This window comes from Micromonospora sp. NPDC051141 (genome assembly GCF_044455765.1).
GTDB lineage: Bacteria > Actinomycetota > Actinomycetes > Mycobacteriales > Micromonosporaceae > Micromonospora.
Window position 1 is genome coordinate 92,279 of sequence record NZ_JBITFD010000013.1, and the last position, 19,052, is coordinate 111,330.

Genomic DNA, 19,052 nt, shown 5'->3' on the forward strand with positions numbered 1-19,052 from the left:
AATGTCAGATTGGTGCCGCTATCGGAGGTGCCACAAGTCCAAGATCGGTGAGCCGGGCCGGGCCGAGGCGGGCCGGTGGGGCGGGGCGGGGTGGGGCGGGGCGGGGTGGGGCGGGACGAGGTGGGGCGGGACGAGGTGGGGCGGGGTGGGGCGAGGTGGGCGGGGCGGGGTGGGGAGAGGCGAGGCGGGGCGTCAGAGTCGCCAGGGCACCGGGTCGGCCGGCTGGTAGCGGCAGGTACGGCCGGTGACGACAGACTCGTCCAGGTGGGCGGCGAGCGCCGGGTGCCGCTGCTGGACCCGCCGTAGCGTGTCCCGGATCCGGCCGGTCACCGCCTTGCGGGCCCGTTCGGTCTCATCGCCTAGACGACGGGTGCGCCCGGCCAGCCCGGCGGCGGCCCGCAACTGGTCGAGCAGGGCCACGCGTTCGGCGTCCAGGGCCGCCAGCCGCCGTGTGTCGTCGCGCGACGCGGCCCGGTCGATCTCGTCGTCGAGCCGCCGCAGATGCCGTCGGTAGCGGACCTTCGCCTCGTCGTCGAGCACCGGATCGGCACCGAGCCGACGGGCGGCGATCAGCTCCGCGCCGGCCGCCGGGTCCAGCAGCTCCACCGCAGGCACGTCGACCCCGGGCCGGCTCAGCAGCAAACGCAGGTCGTGCAGGCCCTTCGCGTCGGGCAGGTGCACCACCGTGCCTGCCCAGGCAAGCCGCCACACCGACCCGTCGAAGCAGAACTCGGGCCGCCCCGTGCCGGCGCGATCGGGACCGTTGGCCCCCACCGCATCCGCACCGCCGGCGCCGTGGTCCCCCGCCACACCGGGACCGCCCGCACCTCGCTCGCCTGAGGTGCCGGACCAGCCGCCCGCGTCGATCGCCACGCCGGACCGACCACCCCCGTCGATCGTCACACCGGACCAGCCGCTGACGCCGGGGCCACCTGCCATGCCGGGCCGCGCGCCCGCGCCCGCAGAACCACCCACCGCCGCGGCGGGCGCGACCGCCCCGGGTGCGGTCACCATGCCGGCGGAGCCGCCCACCGCCTCTGCCGGCGCAGCCGGGGCCTCGGCGTCGGTAGCAGCCGGCGCCTCGGCGGAACCGCCTGCCGCCTCGGCGGAACCAGCCGGCGGCCCGGCCGCGACCAGCCGCTCGACCACGTGGACCATGCCCAACTCCCGTGCCTCGGCCACCGTCCCGGCCCGCAGCCGGGCCGCCTCGGCCGCGTCACCCGGGCCGCCACGCCCGGCGAGCGCGGTGACCAGCCCGGCCCGGGCGAGCACCGACCAGGGGCGGGCGCCCAGGCGGTCGGCGGCGGCCCGGGCCGCCGCGTAGCCGGCGACCGCGTCGTCCCACCGCCGTTCCGCCACGTCGACGGCGGCCAGCCAGAGGTCGACCGGGCCGCCGATGTCGCAGCCGAACAGCGCGACCATCCACCGTCCGCGGTGCGGCACCAGGGCCGCCCGTGCCTCGGCGCAGCGGCGGGGATCGCCGTCCACGGCCGCCGCCTGGGCCCGCAGGCGCAGCCACAGCGCCGACACCGGCCGGGGGTACGCGGTGCCGGCGGCCTCGATGCCGCCGACCAGCCGGAGCACGGTGCCGGCGTCGCCGCGCTCGGCGGCGGTGATCGCCCGCAGCAGCTCCACCTGCGGATGGTTGGCCGCGCCGGGCCGGTCGAGCACGGCCTCGGCCCCGGCGAGCCGCCCGCGCAGCAGAAGCAGGGACCAGCGCAGGTGGTGGGCCATGAAGGCGTGGTCGGAGTGCTCCCACTCGCCGTAACCGTCCATCTCGGCGTAGCACGCGTCGGCGGCGGCGAAGTCACCCCGGAAGGCGGCGATGATGCCGCTGTCCACGGCCGCCGCCATCCGTTGCCGGGCCACGTCGCCCGCCCGGCAGCCGGCGACGAACGCGGCCAGCTCGTCCCGGTACGCCGGGTCACCCAGCTCCAGCAGCGCCACCCAGCGCAGCGACGTGGCCCACAGCTCGGTGTCCCGGTCGCCGCCGCGGCGGGCCACCTCGCGGATCTCGGCGGTGACCACGGCCCGCTCCTCGGCCGTGCCGAGCCCCCAGGTGGTGTCGTGGCGGGCCCACAGGCTGAACGTGAGCGCCTCGTCGTCCCGGCCGTGCCGGGCAAGCGTCTCGGTCGCGGTGATCAGGTCGGTGACCAGGGCACGTGTCGACCGCTCCGGCTCGGGCGGGCCGATCAACCGCTGGTACGCCTCCCGCACCAGCGCGTCGGCGTCGAGCCGACGCCGGGTGGCCGAGTGCTGGCTGTGGACGGTGAGCGCCACCCGGGCCAGCACGGCCGGCTCCGCCAGCCCCCGGGCCAGCGCGGCGGCGTCGACGAGCAACTGCTCGGCCTCGCCCGGCGTGCCGGCGTGGTGCAGCAGCCCGGCCAGCTCCAGCAGCACCCGGACCCGCCGGACCGGCTCGTCGGTGCGGCTCAGCGCGCGCCGGAAGTGCCGCGCCGACTCCTCAACGGCCAGCCGGCCGCTGGCGTCGCGCGCGGCGGCCAGCAGCAGGTCACCGGCGCGTACCGGGTCCAGCTCGGGGCCCGCGAGCCAGGCGTGGCGGGCCAGGTCGGCGGCGATGGGCCGACCGGCGAGCGCGTCGTCGGCGCGGTCGACGGCCCGGACCACGGCGGCGTGCCGGGCATGCCGTTCATGCTCGGACAGCCCGTCGTAGAGCGTCTCCCGGACCAGATCGTGCACGAAGGCGAACCGGCCACCGCCGCCGGACAGCACCAGCCGGGCGGCGGCGGCCCGGTCGAGCAACCGGTCGACCTGCGCGGCCGGAGCGGGCACGCAGGCGGCCAGCGTCTGCCGGTGGAACTCGCGCCCCAGCACGGCGGCCACGGTCAGCGCCTCGACCACCGGGGCGGGTAGTTGGTCGAGCCGGCGTCGCACCGCCTCGCGTACGCCGGGGGCGATGGTGTCGGCCAAGCCGTCGGTGTGCCAGAGCCGGGCGGTCTGCTCGACGAAGAACGGGTTGCCGCCGGTGCGGCGGTGCACCTCGTCGACGAGCGCCGCGCCCGGTTCCCGGCCGACGGTCCGGCGGATCAGCGCGGCCACCTCGTCGCGGCCCAGGCCGGTCAGCGTGACGGTGGTGGCCTTCTCGGCCAACGGCAGCAGCAGCGGGCGCAGCCGGTGGTCGTCGGCCGCCACCTCGGCGTCGCGGTAGGTGCCGATCACCAGCAGCCGCTCGAACCAGGTGTGCTGGGTGGCGAACCGGAGCAGCCGCAACGACGCCGGGTCGGCCCAGTGCAGGTCGTCGAGGACCACCACGAGCGGCCGGTGCTGGGCGACCGCGACCAGCGCGCCGGTCACCGCGTCGTGCCGGGCGAACTCGTCCCGACCGGCGTCGTCACCCGGCTCGACCGGGTCGTCGTCGGCGGCGCGCTCGCCGAGCAGGGCCGCCAGCCCGGCGTCGGCGGCCACCCTGGCGGGCGCGGCGTCGCCGGTGGCCCGGGCCAGCCGGCGCAGCACCTGCACCCAGGGCCAGTAGTCGGGGGCGGTGTCGGAGTCCCAACAGGCGGCGCCGAGAACCAGCGCCCCGCGCCGGCGGGCCTCGTCGGCGGCGGCCGAGACCAGGGTGGTCTTGCCGATGCCCGGCTCGCCGGTGACCAGGACCAGACCGCCGTGACTGTCGACCACGCGCGCCACCTCGGCGCGCAGCAACCCGGCCGGGTGCTCCCGCCCGATGATCTCCTCGCCGAACCGCGGCTCCATGACCTCCCGACGCTAGTCGACCGGTCCGACAGGCGGCCACGCCGCGGTCTCAAGGCGCCAGAACTGCGTCCCGGTGTGTCAGGCTGTGGTCCAGATGCGACCGGAAAAGGAGAGAATTTGTGCTGATGTACTCGATGAGCGTCTCGGTCGACGGCTTCGTCGCCGACCGCACGGGCTCGTTCGACTGGGCGGGCCCCGATGACGAGCTGATCCGGTTCCACCACGCGGAGGTGGGCCAGCTCGGCGGCTACCTGCTGGGCCGCCGGCTCTACGAGAACATGCTGGTGTGGGAGACGGATCCGGCGATGCGCGAGACCGAGATCGGGGCCGCGTTCGCCGACATCTGGCGCGACCTGCCGAAGGTCGTCTTCAGCCGTACGCTCGATGACGTCCAGGGCAACGCCCGGCTCGCCAAGGCGTCGGTGGCCGAGGAGATCGCCATGGCGCTGGACTCGACCGACAAGCCCGTCTCGATCGGGGGCACGGTGCTGGCCGGGGCCGCGATCGAGCTCGGCCTCGTCGACGAGCTGCGCATGTACCGGTGTCCGGTCGTGGTGGGTGGCGGCACGCCGTACCTGCCGCCGGTCACCGCCGACATCCCGCTGAACCTGGTCGAGACCAAGACGTTCAGCTCCCACGTGATCTACGAGCGCTACCGCCGCGTCCGTGACGGGTCACACCGGGTGTCCGCCGGCTGACCGCCCCGGCAGCGGAGGCGACGGACACGGCCGCGAGGATCAGCGGTCGCGCGTGGCCGGGTCGAGCGGCCATCCGCGCTCACCGCGCGTCGGTGACCACGTGCGAGCAGGCCGGGCACGCCGCCGGTCCCTGCTCGGCGAACCACCGGCAGGTACGCCGGATCGCGCACTTCGGCAGCGACTCCTCGGCCGGCGGGGCGGTCTCGGCGTACGAGGCGGCCATCCGGGCGCCCAGGCCGCAGTGCGAGCCGGTCCAGAAGCCGCAGGACGAGGTGACGCAGGGGCCGGCGAGCCGGACCCGGGACTCGATCGGCCCGGCGGAGTCGTCGGCCCCGGCGAGCGCCACCTCGGCCGGCACGGCCGGCGTCACGTAGGCCACCCGGCCCGCCGGTGTGATCATGCCGAGGAACACGGTGGCGTTGGACGCCGGCGTGCTCGGACACATCCGCTCCGGCGGGCCGGCCGATCGGGCGGCGTCGGTCACCGCTGGATCCAGAACCCGATGTCGTTGATCTTCTGGCCGAGGTCCTGCGCAAGCTCGCCGTCGAGCACCCAAAGGCCGTACCACTCGGGCCGCAGCCGGATGTTGCCGTGACCGAGGGTGAGCGGATTGACGAGCTTGGCGTTGGCGGTCCGCAGCGCGGCCAGGCCGGCCTTCTGGATCTCGCCGGCGATCAGGGTCTGCTGGTCGGATGTCAGGTCGACGCCGTCGACCACGAAGCGGAACTCGTTGCGGGCCATCTGTTTCCTCCGGTCACTCGTACGATTCGGTGCCCAGCCCGCGACGCAGACTGGTCCGGGTGAAGGCCGCCCAGCCGGCGTGCGAGCCGGCGTCGGCGGGCCGGCCGGTGCGGGCGAGGACCCGGCCGGCGTGCTCCCGCCAGCGGTCGGCGGTGGCCGCCGCGTCGCCCCACAGCCCGCGGCAGGCGGCGACCGCGAAGGCGACCTGTTCCGGCGCGCCGGTGAAGCCGGCGGGCCCGTCCCCGATCCGGATCGTCCCGTCCGGCCGGACGCGCACGCTCGGGAAGTGGTGGTGCAGGCTGGCCAGCGTGGCCAGGTGCGTGGCGTCCCGCCGGGCGGCGGTGAAGCCGGCCCGCGGCTCGTCGTCGCGGCGGTAGCGGACCGCGTGCAGGTCCAACGCGTCGCCGGCCGGCGCGACCCGGGCGACCACCTGCGTCGGCGCGCTCCAGGCGCGGGGGGAGTTCGCCGACCAGAACGCCAGCCAGGCGGCGAGCCGGTCGGCGAAGTCGGCCCGGATCCGGACCGCCGGCGCGGAACCGTCGGGCGCGCGCAACGCGGCGGTCGCGATCCGGTCCCGGGTCACCAGCGGCGTTCCGGCGCCGGCCGGGGCCGCCGCGGCGGGGACGGGCGCGACGGCCAGACCGGTCAGGGTGAGCGTCGAGGCCGCCGCCGCGCCGGCGAGGAGGCGCCTGCGGTCGAGCGGATGTGTGGTGTGGTCCATTCTCGGCCCTTCGTCGGCGGCCAGTGGCCCGACGCTATCGACCGGAAGGGATCAGCAGAACACCCTGCGTGACGGGAGGTTGACACCGGAGCCGGGAATTCCCGGCGGCGTGAATAGCCGTTCCTGTGCCTGGTTCACGCCGGGAAACGCTCGTGCCCGAGCACGGCGAGCAGTCGCAGCTTCTCCGCGCCCTCGCTGCGCGGCGGCGCGGTGAGCACGAGCAGCGCCTGGGACTGGTCCTCGGTGAACAGCACCTGGCAGTCCAGCTCGATCGGGCCGAGTTCCGGGTGGATCAGCGTCTTGTGGTCGGCGTAGCGCTGCGCCACCTCGTGCCGCTCCCACAGCCCGGCGAACTCGTCGCTGGCCGCGCGCAGCACCCGGACCAGCTCACCGGCACGGGAGCGGGGACCCATCTGCCCGTACGCGGCGCGCAGGTTGGCGACCTGCGCGCGGCTCTGTCGGTCGTGGTCGTCGACCGGGTAGCGGGCCCGCTCGGCCGGGTCGGTGAACCACCTGTAGATCCCGCTGCGGGCCGGCCCGGTGTGGCCGGTCCGCTCGCCGAGCAGCGCGGCGGCCAACCGGTTCTGCTCCAGCGTCTCCCCCAGGTTCGACAGGATCAGCGCCGGCGTGTCCGCCAGCCGGTCCAGCACCCGCAGCAGCGCCGGCGCGACGTGGGTGGCGGTGGCGACCGCCTCGGGCGGGCTGTGCCCGGCCACCCGGAACAGGTAGTCGCGTTCGTCGCCGGTCAACCGCAGCGCCCGGGCCAGCCCGGCGAGCAGGTTCGGGCTGGGCTGCGGGCCGCGCCGCTGCTCCAGCCGGGTGTAGTAGTCGGTGGACATGGCGGCGAGCGCGGCGACCTCCTCCCGCCGCAGGCCGGGGGCCCGCCGCCGGGCGCCCGGCGGCAGCCCGACGTCACCGGGGCGCAGCGCCTCGCGGCGGCGGCGAAGGAAGTCGGCCAGGGCGATCCGGTCCATGATCCGAGTATCCGCCGCCGCGCGACGCGAACCAGGGATCCGGGATCCCCCGATCAGGGAACTCTGCCCCGGCAGCCCCGGACCGGCCATGCTGGCGGCATGGACATCTCCGGGAACACCATCTTCATTCCGGGCGCCACCAGCGGGATCGGCCTGGCGCTGGCGCTCGCCCTGCGGGACCGGGGCAACACGGTGATCGTCGGCGGCCGGCGTACCGAGCTGCTCGACGAGATCGCCGCGACCCATCCGGGCCTGGACACCGTGCCGATCGACACCACCGACCCGGCGAGCGTCACGGCGGCGGCGAAGACGGTGCTGGCCCGGCACCCGGACCTCAACGTCGTGGTGGCCATGGCCGGCGTGATGCGGATCGAGGACTGGCGCTCGCCCGAGACGTTCCTCGCCTCGGCCGAGGAGGTGGTGACCACCAACGTGCTCGGCCCGATCCGGCTGATCGGCGCGTTCGTCGAGCACCTGCGGCAGCGCGGGAACGCCACCATCGTCACCGTCTCGTCCGGCCTGGCGTTCGTGCCGCTGCGGGTCACCCCCAGCTACAACGCGTCCAAGGCCGCGATCCACATGCTCAGCGAGTCGATCCGGCTCCAGTTGGCCGAGACCGGCGTACGGGTGGTGGAGCTGGTGCCGCCGGCGGTGCGGACCGGGCTGCTGCCCGGACAGGAGAGCAGCGAGTTCGCCATGCCGCTTGACGAGTTCGTGGCCGAGGTGGTGGCGCTGCTGGAGGCGCAGCCGGACGCCACGGAGATCCAGGTCGAGCGCGTGAAGTTCCTCCGGCACGCGGCGACGCGTGGCGAGTACGACCGGGTGGTCGCCGAGCTGAACGCGGCCGATCCGCACGCCGCCACCTGACAGACCTTGATATCCATCGATTTATATCGATAGGCTGTCGGCGTCCGCACACCCCCCATCCCCCAGGAGTGTGAACCATGCGTACGCCGAAGCTGTCCCGGATCCTCGCCACCCTCGCGGCCGTGACGCTGACGGCGCTGGGCGCGGTCGCCGTCAACCCGGCACCGGCCTCCGCCGCGATCCGCAACGTCTGCTACAACACCAGCCAGGCCGGCCCGTTCGCCAGCACGGCGGTGCAGGCGGCGTCGATCTGGAACAACTACACCAACAACATCAACATGGCCCAGTGCGGGTCGAACCTGATGATCTACTACACCTACGGCGGCGGGTCGTACGCCCAGCGCACCAGCCTCGGCAACGGTCGCGTGGTCATCGACTACAACCAGGCCCAGCAGTACTCGCCGCTGCGCATCATGACGCACGAGATCGGCCACATCCTCGGCCTGCCGGACAACTACAACGGCAACTGCGCCATCCTGATGTCCGGCGGCAGCGCCGGCACCAGCTGCACCAACCCGTACCCCAGCTCCACCGAGGCCGCCCGGGTCGACTCGCTGTTCGGCTTCGCCGCCCGCAGCGCCACGCCCGCCCAGATCTTCAGCGACAGCTGGCCGGCCGCCACGGTGGTCGCCGCCGGGCGCTGACGACGCTCCGGGGACGGGGCCGGCGGGTCACCGCCGGCCCCGTCCGCGCGTCCGCGCCGACGTGGGTGCGCCCGCGTCCGCCGCGTCGTCCGCCAGCTCCGCCGCCCGCCGGCTCAACTCGTCCACCCGCTCCCGCAGCCGGCCCACCGCCGGGTCCCCGGCATCTGATCCGGACACCTCGTCGAGCAGCCCGACGTAGTCGCCGGCCAGCCGCCGGTACGCCGACCCGCCCGGCCCGCCGGCCCGGTCCAGGTCGATGATCTGCTGGGCGAGCACGGCGGTCGCCGCGCCCAACGCGGCCCGCTCGTCGGCGCGCGCGTCCCGCCCGGCCCGCCGCGCGTCGGCCAGTCGGCCGGCCCGCCGGCCACCGAACCAGAGCACCGCCGCGCCGGCCACCACGCCGCCGAGCGCGCCGCCGGCCAGCAGGTAGCGGGGCAACGACGGGCTGATGGTCCGAGCGCCGTCCGGCACCAGGCCGGTGCGGACCAGCCGGTCGTAGTTGAGCACGATCACCTTCAGCGCCTCGACCGGCCGGTCCACGAACGCGTCCGCGCCCTGGCCGATCACGGTCTCCACCACCACGGACCGGCCGACGTCGCGCGGACTGTCGCCGCCGAGGCGGGAACAGCCGTACGTGTCCCAGTCGTCCCCGTCGCGGCTCATCGCCAGCACCAGCGTGCCCCGGGTGGCCCGTTCGGTGTCGTCGCACGCCTCGGACAGGTCGGTGCCGGGCCGCATCATCAGCACCACCAGCCGGCGGTTGCCGATGACCCGTTCGGCGGCGGCCCGGTCCAGCTCCACGCCGGGCGCGGCGTAGACCGACGAGGCGCGTACCTGCCGGGCGGCCGGCCCGTCGAACAGGCCGCCGGTCCACAGCGCCCAGCCGGCCAGCACCAGGCAGGCCAGCACCGCCCGGCCGAACGCGGTCCCGACCAGCCGGCCCAGCAGCCGGCGCACGGCGCCCACCGGCCGGCGCGCGGTCCCGGCCTGCCGACGCGGGGTTCCGGACTGCCGGCGCGCGGTGCCGGCCCGCCCGCGCTCGGCTCCGTCCCGCCCGCGCTCGGTCCCGGCCCGCCCGCGCTCGGTCCCGGCCCGTCGACGCGCGGTGTCGACCGGCCCGCGCTCGGTGCCGGCCCGCTGACGCCCGGTGCCGGTCACGACAGCCTCCCGCGCAGGTAGACGTCCGGTCGGTAGCCGGGCATCCGCACGTCCCGGGCCACGCCGTCCAGCTCGGCCGCCGCGTCCGCCAACAGGCCGCGTACGTGCTTCTCGGGCAGCCCGTCGTCGAGCGCGTACCGGGCCGCGCGCAGCCGGCCGACGCCGCGCACCAGCGCCGGGTCGCTGCGCGCGTCGGTGAGCAGGGACAGCTCCACGGCCAGCGCGGAGAGCCCGGCCAGCCGCGCCGGCGTGCCGCCCGGCCCGACGTCGTCCGGCCGACCCCGACCGGCGCCGCGCACGGTACGGATCGACAGCACCACGAAGCCGGCCACGCAGCCGGCGAAGAGCCACGGCAGCGCCGGCAACGCCACCCGCAGCGGGTCGAACGGCCGGTACGGCAGCGGCCTGTCGAACAGCCCCGCGTACCGCACGTCGGTGACCCGGGCCAGGTACGCGCCGAGCACGTTGAGCTGCGGATAGGCGTAGCGGCTGAGCCGACCGCCGTACTGCGCGTAGAAGCTGGCGCCGGCCACCTCGGCGAAGTCCGCCGCGCCCGGACCGTGGTACTCGATCCAGCCGCCGTACATCACCACCACCGGCCGGTCCGGGGCGAGCCGGTGCAGCGCCGGCCCGTACGCCGGCAGCGGCGCCCCGTACGGCTGGGCCGGCAGCACCACGAACCAGGCCCCGTCCGGGAACGCGTCCCCGGCGGTCCGCTCCGGCAGCCGGGGCAGCGTGGCGCCGGCCCCGACGTACCGGCCGGTGGCCCGCAGCGCGGCGGTCACCGGGGCCAACTCGGCGGCGGTCGGCTCCCGCCAGCGCAGGTCGTCGCGGTCCGGCGGGGACGGCTGCTTGCGCAACCCGGCGAGCAGCGCGAGCACCTGGCCGGTGACGTCGCCGGTGGCGAACTGCGCCCGCCAGCCCGGCAGGTCGTCCGCCGTGGCCACGTAGAGCCCGCCGCTGACCTCGGTGCCGACGATCCGGATCGTGGCGTTCTCGACGTCCTTGACCCGCCGCCGTTCCGCCTCGTCCAGCCCGGGCGGGGCGACCAGGATGCGGGTGTCGTCACCGCCGATGGCGGCCCGGACCCGGGCGGTGTCCCAACGCGCGGTCGCGCCGGGCAGGCGCACCACCGGATCGGCCGCGACCAGCGCGGTCATCTCCTCGACCGAGGGGACCGTCGCGTCGCTCAACTCCCCGGCGGAGCCCTCCGAGGGCAGCGAGGCGGACGACGGCGAACGCCCGTAGCTGACGTCGACGCTCTGCCGCTGCGCCACCAGGAACACCGTCAGCACCGCCGCCGCCACGGCCAGCAGGGACCAGCGCAGCAGCTCCCGGCGTACCCTCATCGGTCGGCCCGCCACAGCTCGTCGGCCCGACGCGCGTGCGCGGTCGCCTCCCGGGCCGCGTCCGCGCCGCCGTCGCGCGCGGCGGCCAGCAGCTCGGCGCGGGCCAGCAACCGGTCCGCCTCGGGCACCGGCGTGGTGGCCGCGTCCCGGCTGACGGTGGCGTCGTGGATCGCCGCCCGCGCGGACGACCAGGCGACCCGCCGACCCCGGTCGCGCTCGCGGCGCCGGGGCAGCACCGTGGCGAGGAACCCGGCAGCCACCGCCACCAGGGCCCCGCCCAGCCAGGGCAGCACACTCACGGTCATGATCCCTGTCTAACGCACCACCGCCAGCCGCGCGCGTCGAGGTGCCACCCGCCGGCCTACGACGAGGAGTAGCCCTCCTGGAAGCCCTCCATGAACGCCCCGGCGAACCCGGAGACCACGCACCCGGCACAGCAGAGGATCACCAGCAGCGCCGGCACCGCGACCCAGAGGACGGTCGACCAGTTGATCCCGTCCTCCTCCGGCTGCGGCGGGTAGTACGCGGCATACGGCGGCTGCTGTTGGTACGGGTCGTAAGGATGCACCCGGCCATCCTGCCCACCGCCCGCCCCCGCCGGAAGATCCGAACGGACCGCCCGACCGGCCCGCCCGTCGTTTCCGACCCGTGCGCGTACCCGGGTGCGCGTACTCAGGCCCGGTGCGCGTCGAGGTGGGTGAGCACGGTCTGGTTGGCCTCCCACCCGTCCGGGAACTTCACCGGCACGTCCAGGTGCACGGGCTCGGTCGAGGGATACGCGTCGAGCAGCTCGCCGATGCCGGCCCGGGCCACCACCACGCAGGCGTGCCGGTGCCGGGACGCCAGCACGCACAGCCGCCCCGACTCCAGGTGGAACGCGGTCGCGTCGCGCCGGCCGGAGAGCGGGTGCAGCACGATCGTCACGTCGTACTCCCGGCCCTGGAGCCGGTTGGCGGTGTCCACCGTGACGCCCGCGCCGGCCGTGCCCAGCCGGGCGCGGATGGCCGCGACCTGGTCGCGGTGCGCGGCACCGACGGCGATCCGGTCCGCGGTCACCGGCGCGCCGCCGGGCGCCGCCTCGCTGACCGCGACCGCGCCGCGGGCCAGCACCCGCAGCGCCAGCTCCGCGCAGGCCGTGGCGGCCTCGGCGTCGGTACGCACGGTGTGTCGCGCCGGCAGCTCGTGCAACGCCCAGCCGGTCGCGGCGGCCAGCTCGACCGAGGCGTCGTAGCCGTCACCGGGACCGGCCGCGGTGAACGTCAGCGCCCGGTCGGCCGGCCCGGTGCCGGCCCGGAAGCCGGTGAACGGGTAGAACGCCGCGGACACCACGGGCGCGGCGGAGGCCGGCAGCCGCCACGACACCGGCAGCCGGTGCACCGGCAGGTCCGGGTTGTGCCGCAGCAGCGTGGCCACCGCCGACTGCATCGGGTCCCAGGTCAGGCCGGTCCAGCGGGCGGTCTCGACGGCGGAGAACGGGTCGAGCTGCCCGGGGTCGCCGACGAACAGCGCCCGCTCGAACCGACCGGCCACGCGCAGCAGCGCGTCCGCCCGCATCTGGTACGCCTCGTCCACGATCGCCCACGGCCAGGACCCCTCGGGCACGGTGGCCCACTTGGCCGCCGTACCGATGGTGACGGCCGGGCCGCCGAGGTCGGCGACCTTCGCCGCGACCCGGACCGCCGGGTGGCCCGTCACTCGGTCGGTGGGCCGGTAGTCGGCTGCGGAGAGCCGCCCGACGCGCAGCTCCGGCGCCTTTCGCCCAAGCCGGTCGATGAGGTCGTCGACCTGCTCGTTGGTCTGCGCCACGATCATCAGCGGGTCCCCGGTGACGGCCAGCTCGGCGGCGGCGCGCACGACGAGCGTGGACTTCCCCGCCCCTGGCGGCGAGTCGACGACGACGCCGCGGTGCGCGCCCTCGCGCACGTCACGCAGCACACTCTCCACGACCTGCAAGGCGGGGCCCTTCTTCACGCATCTGGTAGAGGCGGGGCCCCTTCTTAACACGTTCGACTAGTTGCCAAAGGCAACAGTGTGGCGTACGAACGACGTGAATGTCTCTCCGGCGCACGCGACGGTGACCCCGTCGGCCGGATTCCGCACACCCGACAAGGGGGGCCAATGGCACGCAGCCGGATCGCCGGTACCGCAGCCATCGCACTCGTCCTACCGTTCCTCGGCGTCCTGCCCGCCACGGCCGCGTCCGCCGCACCGGCCAACGCGACGGCCAAGCCGGTCGTCGACGACACCCGTGAGCTGACCCGCAAGGACTTCACGCTCGACGGCAAGCCGGTCAAGACCCCGACCAGCTACCAGAAGCGCGCCCAGGCCCGCTCGACGGCCGCCGCGGCGTCGACCCCGCCGGTCGGCACCGTCCGGCAGTGGCTCGGCATGGACGACTTCCAGGGCAGCTACTACCGCAAGGACTACACGCTGCGCGGCGTCGGCGACAACGTCGAGGTGTGGGTCGCCAACGACATCGCGTTCCCGGCCGACGACTGTCGCAACCAGATCCCCACGTCGACGCAGATCACCGACGCGCAGGTGCAGAGCTTCGTGCACGAGTTCGACACGAACATGTACCCGAAGGAGACGGTGGCGTTCAGCCGGCCACCGGACCGCGACGGCAGCAACGCCCAGATCCCGCCGGACGCGCAGGGCAACGGCGGCGACTACACCGGCGGCGGCAACAAGACGGTCACCCTGATCGACAACGTCCGGGACGACAACTACTACGAGTTCCCGGCCGCCCCGACCTACATCGCCGGCTTCTTCTCGGCGCAGCTCAACGAGCTGTTCGACCGGAACGTGATGACCGTCGACGCGTTCGACTGGCTGCACCGCACCGGCGCGAACCCGCCGGACGAGCCGACCGGCGACCTGTGCACCAGCCGCCCGGCCCGCCCGTTCAGCTACGAGGGCACGTTCGCGCACGAGTGGCAGCACCTGGCGCACTACTACAGCGACCCGTTCGAGACCACCTGGATGAACGAGGGCCTGTCCGACTTCGCGCAGACGCTCACCGGGTACGTGGACACGAAGGCCACCGTCTTCGACCGGGGCGCGGACAGCCACCTCTACTGCCAACAGGGCTTCGGCACGGTGCAGACGCCGTACAACGCGAACCCGCGCGACTGCGGTGGCCCGGAGAACTCGCTGAACCTGTGGGGCGAGAGCCCGAACCCGAACGCGGTGCTCGCCGACTACGGCAACGCGTACGCGTTCATCCAGTTCCTGTACGACCGCTACGGCAACGACATCGTGCACCGGCTGCACAACGACGCCGACCTCCAGGGGCTGGCCAGCCTGGACGCCGCGCTCAAGGTCGAGGGCGCGAAGAACATGTACCAGGTGATCCACGACTACCAGACCATGACGCTGGTCGACAAGATCGTCGGGGAGTCGCGCACGGGCATCATGCTCGGCGTACCGAAGAGCCGGGTGACCACGAAGAGCCTGCGCTCCACCGTCAACCTGGCCAACCCGGCCGCGTACGCCACGCCCGGCGCGGCGCCCAACGGCGCCGACTACGTTCCGCTGGCCAAGGCCGACGGCACCGTACTGCGCGGCCGTGACCTGCGGTCGCTGTCGTTCCAGGGCGCGAAGACGCTGCCGGCCCTGCCGCTGGCCTGGACCGTCGTCACGAACGACCCGGACCGCGCCGGCAACCCGGTGCTGTTCTCCGGCAACGCCGACAACACCGACGCCGCCGCGGTCACCCCGGTCACCGTGCCGACCGCCGACCCGACGCTACGCTTCCTCGCCAAGTACGGCGCGGAGGTCGGCTTCGACTACGGCTACGTGGTGGTCTCCACCGACGGCGGCGCCACCTACACCGCGGTCGCCGGCGACAAGACCACCGACGGTCCGCTCGGCCCGGCGCTCAACGGCACCACCAACGGGTTCGAGCCGCACAGCTTCGACCTGTCCGCGTACGCCGGCAAGAACATCCTGCTCGGCTTCCGCTACGTCAGCGACGGCGGCGTGAACGAGGGCGGCCTACTCGTCGACGACGTCACGCTCGGCGGCGCCCCGGTCAGCGACGGCAGCAGCCTCGCCGCGTTCGACTCGCCCACCGAGATCAAGCCGATCGCGGTGCACAACTGGAACGTGCGGCTCATCGGCCTGGACGAGAAGCACTCGCTGGCCTGGCAGTTCGAGTTCAACGGAAAGTCGAGCCTGACGCTCAACCGGGCGCAGCTCGCGCTGCTCGCGCTCTTCCCGAAGGTGGTCGCCGTGGTCGCCTACGACGAGCCCACCGAGCAGGTCCAGCAGTACGCCCCGTACACGCTGAAGGTCAACGGCGTGACCCAGAAAGGCGGGGCCCCCTTCTAACGGATTCGGTACAGGCGGGGCCCCCGCCTAACACCTCACCCCGCCCGAGCATCCGAGACGGTGCTCGGGCGGGGCCGTTTCCGGGTAAGACTGACGACCATGAGTGACGCGCCGGTGCTCCACCTCGTCGTCTGCGCCGCTCCCCCGGCCCAGCGGATCGGCGAACTCGCCGACCTGCTCGCCGCCGACGGGTGGCGGGTCTGCCTCATCGCCACCCCGGTCGCGGGAAGCTGGCTCGACCGCGACGCGCTCGCCGCGCAGACCGGTCATCCGGTACGCGTGCAGTGGCGTCGCCCCGGCGACCCCGAGCCGCACCCGCCCGCCGACGCCGCCGCGGTGGTGCCGGCCACCTTCAACACGCTGAACAAGTGGGCCGCCGGCGCGAGCGACACGTTGGCGCTGGGCATCCTCAACGAACTGCTCGGCACCGGGCTGCCGATCCACGTCTTCCCCCGGGTGAACGCCGCGCTGGCCGCGCATCCCGCCTACGCGCCCAACCTGCGGCGGTTGCGGGAGGCGGGGGTGGTGGTGCACGACGGGGACGTGCTGCGCTCACCGGACGAGATGACGCCGAGCCGGTGGGCGGTGGTGGTCGACGCGCTCCGCGCGGCCCGTCCCGCTACCGCGAACCCCGACGAGCGGTGAGCCGCCGCAGCAGATGGTGAGCGGCGAATACCGCTACCCCGCCGAGTACGGCACCTCTCACGAGTAAGACAGCGGGACGGTGCGGCTCCGGCTCGCCCGGCTCCGGCACGGCACGCTCCGCGTCGGCTGCCGGACCCGCCGCGACGGCCACCAGGTAACGCCGGTCCATGACCAGGGTGAAGCGCCGGGCCCGGCGCGACGTCTCGGCCTTCATGCGCGGGCCCCTCGCCTCCGCCCAGAAACGTCGCCCGGCGGCACCCTTGAAGAACTGGTCGGCCAGCACCCTCAGGTGAGGTTCGCTGAGCGCGTCGACCTCCCACATGAGCTGCCAGTGGGTGACGATCAGATTGCTGTAGACGTGCTTGCGGAACCAGCGCAGATCCGTCGATTCCTCGATCGGGCCCCAGCACTCCAGCAGCCCGGGATCGTCAATGGCCATCTTGAGCAGGTCGGTGTGCAAGGCGCGGAGCGCCTGTTCCCGAGCTGCCTTGGCCTCCCGCGCCTGCACGATCAGGGAGACGACCACGCCGATCAACGCAAGGGCGGCGAGAATGGCGGAGGCGGCCCCGTACGCCTGTCCGACGTTGCCCAACAGGGGCCAGTCGTAGCCGGGACGATCCCCGATCCAGAGCAGTCCGATCGGCGTGAAGAGCACCGCGGCGAGGATGGCCAGCACCGCGAGCAGCAGCGCGGTCGGTGCCGCCGACCGGCGGGCCAGACCGGTGGCCATCCGCAGTCGGGGCACGCCTGCCTCCACGGTCTCTGGTGCGGGCAGGCTACTACAGGTCGGCAGTGGAGGGCGTCCGGCCGTCGACCTCCCGACGGAAGAAGGGCTCGAACGGCTCGGCCTGGTCGAGCAACGCCAGGATCTGGGACCGGCAGCCCTCGACGACCCCGGGCTCGACGACCTTGTCCGCGCCGACCGGAAGCCCCGTCTCGTCGTACCGAACCTCGTAGACAGCCCGGCTGCCGGCCACCATCAGCTCGGGAATCCGGCCATGGTCCCGCTCCCGCTCCGCGACGGACTCTGCGACGAGCACGCCGATCCGCTCACCCGCTTGGGCGCGGTAGCGAAGAAAGTTCAGCTCCCAGATCAGGTATGGCGTAAGAGGAAGCTCCACGATCCGCAGGCGGTGCAGCCCCGAGCCCCGCTCGTCGAGGCGGGCGAAGAACTGGGCCAGCTCGGGATTGGGCTGAGCGGCGATCCGCAGCGCTTCGTCCCATCGACCGGCCGCGAACGCCTCCCAACTGGGGCTGCCCGGCTCACGGAACGTCTGGGCCCGTTCGGTCTTGAGGATCACCCCGTCCACGGTCTCCACCGTGGCGTAGAAGTCGGCCTCGTACTCGGGCAGACTCAGTTGTCGGGCGGATGCCGCCCGCAGCAGGTCACGCATCCGGGATGTCCGGCTTGGCTGCCCGGATCATGCTGCGCGGGATGACCACCAGTCGCTCGTCGGGACCGACGCTGACACCCTCCGGCAGGCGTCCGTCGTACGCGGCGGTGAGGTCGCGGCCGATGACGGCCACGTCGCCGTTGGAGAGTTCCCAGATGTCGGGGCAGGTGGTCGTGCCGCCACTCTCACCCAACTCGGCGGCGGACCGCCCGAGCCGCCGGGCGAACGTCGCGGCGAGTTCCGCTTCCCATCGACCAGCCATCGTCAACTCCTCAGAGTCACGGATCAAGCACCCAGAATAGCCAGCGTCGGGTCGCGGATGCCTTCGGATTTTCGCGAACTGAAGTGAATCTCCAACATCAGCGGGCGCGGGGCACCTGACGGTTGAAGCGGGGACGCAGCGCCAGCACCAGCGCTTCCTTCGTACCCTCGGGGTTGTCGGTCTCCTGCCAGCGGACCTCGCACCGCCCCAGCCACCCGGCGATGTCGTCGCGCGTCGCGGCCCGGCCCGGCGCGTCGAGGAGCTGGCCGACCTGCTCGTGCAGCACCGACGAGTCGCGGTTGCCGGTGAGGTGCTGCCGCAGCCGGGCGCGCAGGTTGGCGGTGCGGCCGACGTAGACGACCACGCCGCCGTCGAGCACCAGGTGCACGCCGGGTGCGGCGGGCGCGGCGGCGACGACATCCTTCGTGTACGCCCGGGCCGGCGTGAACCCGGCCAGCGGGTCTTCGGTGTGCGGCACCCGAGGGACGGTACCGGCGTCGGGCGCTCCGCGTGGCCCCGTGCTCAGCCGTCCAGTCGCCCCGCGGGTGCGGGCGCGTGCAGCACCTGGCCGAGGCCGGCCATCGTGGACTGGAAGTCGACCCGGTCCGCGGCGTGGAACCGCCGGAAGAACCAGTTCGGCACGCGGGGCTGGGTGCAGCGACTGTGGAAGAGCAGGTCCTGCACCTGACGGGCCACGGTGAGCAGGTCACCCGCGTCAGCGGCCGGGTCGCGGACGGCCGAGGCGATGTGGCCCTCGACGATGGTCATGGCCCGGTCGCGTTCGACAGCGATCTCGCGCTGCCCCCGGTAGATCTCGACGCCGAGCAGCAGCGCGCCGAGCGACGGCACGAACCAGGCGAGCAGCAAGTGCGCCACGGTCAGGCCGGCGAGCACCCCGTAGCCGACGCCGACCGCCGTCCAGGTGGCCACCGCGACGAGCACGGTGTACGCGTAGCGGCGGCGCAGCCGGGCGCCCCAGCCGAGGCTCTGCTGCTGGCACGCGAGGACGGCGTACGGTGCGGGCAGTTCCGGGATCTCGTAGTAGTCGCGCAGGTAGCGTTCGGTGCCCCGGAACGCGCGGTCGAGTCGGCTGATCTCGTGCGCGGCGACCCGGTCGCCGGCCGCCACCGCGTTCCAGGGCAGGCGGAACAGGTCGACGTCGAACATCTCCTGGATGGTGGCGGCCCGCCGGAGCTGCCCGCGTGACCAGGAGGCGAGCCCGAGCGCGTTGACCACGGCCCAGAGCGCGCCGAGCGCGGTGACGGCGGTGGCCGACACGCCGGTGAAGGCGACGGTCGCGCCGGCGCCGGCGATGACGACGGAGACCGTGGTGCGCAGCGCGTCGAGGCGTTGGGCGCGGGAGTGGCAGACCGACATGGCCCGCAGCAGCGACATCATGGCCGGGTCGACCTGACGCCTGAGCAGGGAATCAGTCCGGTCCGTCACGTCAACCTCCCGGTCCGCCGACCCGATCGTACATCCAAGCCACTAGATGTTACTGTCCGCTTCTTGATCACACCTTAACGTAATCACTGAACTACCGATAAGTA

At 74.1% G+C, this 19,052-nt stretch carries 20 protein-coding genes; 5 read left to right on the forward strand and 15 right to left on the reverse strand.

Going from position 1 to position 19,052, the window contains the following annotated elements:
• Positions 1-192: 192 nt before the first annotated feature.
• Complete coding sequence (locus ACIA6B_RS23755; RefSeq protein ID WP_396776403.1) at positions 193-3,717, reverse strand: AAA family ATPase; 3,525 nt, start codon at positions 3,715-3,717, stop codon at positions 193-195.
• Between the two features lie 125 nt (positions 3,718-3,842).
• Here ACIA6B_RS23755 and ACIA6B_RS23760 point away from each other — a divergent pair, with 125 nt between their 5' ends.
• A complete protein-coding gene (locus ACIA6B_RS23760; RefSeq protein WP_396776607.1) occupies positions 3,843-4,415 on the forward strand; it encodes a dihydrofolate reductase family protein in 573 nt (190 codons plus the stop codon).
• A 79-nt stretch (positions 4,416-4,494) separates the two neighbouring features.
• Here the strand turns inward: ACIA6B_RS23760 and ACIA6B_RS23765 are convergent, their stop codons facing one another.
• The 4 genes from ACIA6B_RS23765 to ACIA6B_RS23780 all read right to left on the reverse strand — a co-directional run bounded on the left by ACIA6B_RS23765 (position 4,495) and on the right by ACIA6B_RS23780 (position 6,851).
• Positions 4,495-4,899 (reverse strand): hypothetical protein, encoded by a 405-nt coding sequence (locus tag ACIA6B_RS23765; RefSeq protein WP_396776405.1) that lies wholly within the window; start codon positions 4,897-4,899, stop codon positions 4,495-4,497.
• Positions 4,896-5,156, reverse strand: coding sequence for a hypothetical protein (locus ACIA6B_RS23770; protein ID WP_396776407.1), 261 nt, complete (start codon positions 5,154-5,156; stop codon positions 4,896-4,898). Before ACIA6B_RS23770 ends, ACIA6B_RS23765 begins: the two co-directional genes overlap by 4 nt.
• Before the next feature lie 13 nt (positions 5,157-5,169).
• Entirely contained in the window at positions 5,170-5,877 is a 708-nt protein-coding gene (locus ACIA6B_RS23775; protein WP_396776408.1) for a hypothetical protein, read from the reverse strand.
• Between the two features lie 134 nt (positions 5,878-6,011).
• Positions 6,012-6,851, reverse strand: a complete 840-nt coding sequence (locus ACIA6B_RS23780; RefSeq protein ID WP_396776410.1) for a helix-turn-helix transcriptional regulator — start codon at positions 6,849-6,851, stop codon at positions 6,012-6,014.
• A gap of 99 nt (positions 6,852-6,950) precedes the next feature.
• Between ACIA6B_RS23780 and ACIA6B_RS23785 the strand changes: the two genes are divergently transcribed.
• Positions 6,951-7,718 (forward strand): SDR family oxidoreductase, encoded by a 768-nt coding sequence (locus ACIA6B_RS23785; RefSeq protein ID WP_396776412.1) that lies wholly within the window; start codon positions 6,951-6,953, stop codon positions 7,716-7,718.
• Between the two features lie 77 nt (positions 7,719-7,795).
• On the forward strand, positions 7,796-8,362 hold the full coding sequence (locus ACIA6B_RS23790) for a snapalysin family zinc-dependent metalloprotease (RefSeq protein WP_281936213.1): 567 nt from the start codon (positions 7,796-7,798) through the stop codon (positions 8,360-8,362).
• A 27-nt stretch (positions 8,363-8,389) separates the two neighbouring features.
• On the opposite strand, the gene ACIA6B_RS23795 is transcribed toward ACIA6B_RS23790, so the two are convergent.
• From ACIA6B_RS23795 to ACIA6B_RS23815, 5 genes are all read right to left on the reverse strand, one after another.
• Positions 8,390-9,520: a hypothetical protein gene (locus tag ACIA6B_RS23795; protein ID WP_396776415.1), complete on the reverse strand. Its 1,131-nt coding sequence runs from the start codon at positions 9,518-9,520 to the stop codon at positions 8,390-8,392.
• Positions 9,517-10,869 (reverse strand): hypothetical protein, encoded by a 1,353-nt coding sequence (locus tag ACIA6B_RS23800; RefSeq protein WP_396776417.1) that lies wholly within the window; start codon positions 10,867-10,869, stop codon positions 9,517-9,519. The genes ACIA6B_RS23795 and ACIA6B_RS23800 overlap by 4 nt, the downstream gene beginning before the upstream one ends.
• Complete coding sequence (locus tag ACIA6B_RS23805) at positions 10,866-11,174, reverse strand: DUF6403 family protein (RefSeq protein ID WP_396776419.1); 309 nt, start codon at positions 11,172-11,174, stop codon at positions 10,866-10,868. Before ACIA6B_RS23805 ends, ACIA6B_RS23800 begins: the two co-directional genes overlap by 4 nt.
• Positions 11,175-11,230: 56 nt before the next feature.
• Positions 11,231-11,437, reverse strand: coding sequence for a hypothetical protein (locus ACIA6B_RS23810; RefSeq protein ID WP_396776421.1), 207 nt, complete (start codon positions 11,435-11,437; stop codon positions 11,231-11,233).
• A 104-nt stretch (positions 11,438-11,541) separates the two neighbouring features.
• Entirely contained in the window at positions 11,542-12,822 is a 1,281-nt protein-coding gene (locus ACIA6B_RS23815; RefSeq protein ID WP_396776423.1) for an AAA family ATPase, read from the reverse strand.
• Between the two features lie 165 nt (positions 12,823-12,987).
• On the opposite strand from ACIA6B_RS23815, the gene ACIA6B_RS23820 reads away from it, so the two are divergent.
• Both ACIA6B_RS23820 and ACIA6B_RS23825 read left to right on the forward strand, forming a co-directional pair.
• Entirely contained in the window at positions 12,988-15,201 is a 2,214-nt protein-coding gene (locus ACIA6B_RS23820; protein ID WP_396776425.1) for a choice-of-anchor J domain-containing protein, read from the forward strand.
• A 99-nt stretch (positions 15,202-15,300) separates the two neighbouring features.
• Positions 15,301-15,846 carry a flavoprotein gene (locus ACIA6B_RS23825; protein WP_396776427.1) on the forward strand — a complete coding sequence of 182 codons (546 nt, stop codon included), beginning with the start codon at positions 15,301-15,303 and terminating at the stop codon, positions 15,844-15,846.
• Here the strand turns inward: ACIA6B_RS23825 and ACIA6B_RS23830 are convergent.
• The 5 genes from ACIA6B_RS23830 to ACIA6B_RS23850 all read right to left on the reverse strand — a co-directional run bounded on the left by ACIA6B_RS23830 (position 15,821) and on the right by ACIA6B_RS23850 (position 18,948).
• Positions 15,821-16,591, reverse strand: a complete 771-nt coding sequence (locus tag ACIA6B_RS23830; protein ID WP_396776428.1) for a DUF6082 family protein — start codon at positions 16,589-16,591, stop codon at positions 15,821-15,823. The two genes, ACIA6B_RS23825 and ACIA6B_RS23830, sit on opposite strands and share 26 nt — an antisense overlap.
• A 34-nt stretch (positions 16,592-16,625) precedes the next feature.
• Entirely contained in the window at positions 16,626-17,240 is a 615-nt protein-coding gene (locus ACIA6B_RS23835; RefSeq protein ID WP_396776430.1) for a DUF6879 family protein, read from the reverse strand.
• Positions 17,233-17,502 carry a hypothetical protein gene (locus tag ACIA6B_RS23840; protein WP_396776432.1) on the reverse strand — a complete coding sequence of 90 codons (270 nt, stop codon included), beginning with the start codon at positions 17,500-17,502 and terminating at the stop codon, positions 17,233-17,235. The genes ACIA6B_RS23835 and ACIA6B_RS23840 overlap by 8 nt, the downstream gene beginning before the upstream one ends.
• Before the next feature lie 97 nt (positions 17,503-17,599).
• Positions 17,600-17,980: a hypothetical protein gene (locus tag ACIA6B_RS23845; RefSeq protein WP_396776434.1), complete on the reverse strand. Its 381-nt coding sequence runs from the start codon at positions 17,978-17,980 to the stop codon at positions 17,600-17,602.
• A gap of 44 nt (positions 17,981-18,024) precedes the next feature.
• A complete protein-coding gene (locus ACIA6B_RS23850) occupies positions 18,025-18,948 on the reverse strand; it encodes an S-4TM family putative pore-forming effector (RefSeq protein ID WP_396776436.1) in 924 nt (307 codons plus the stop codon).
• Positions 18,949-19,052: the final 104 nt, after the last annotated feature.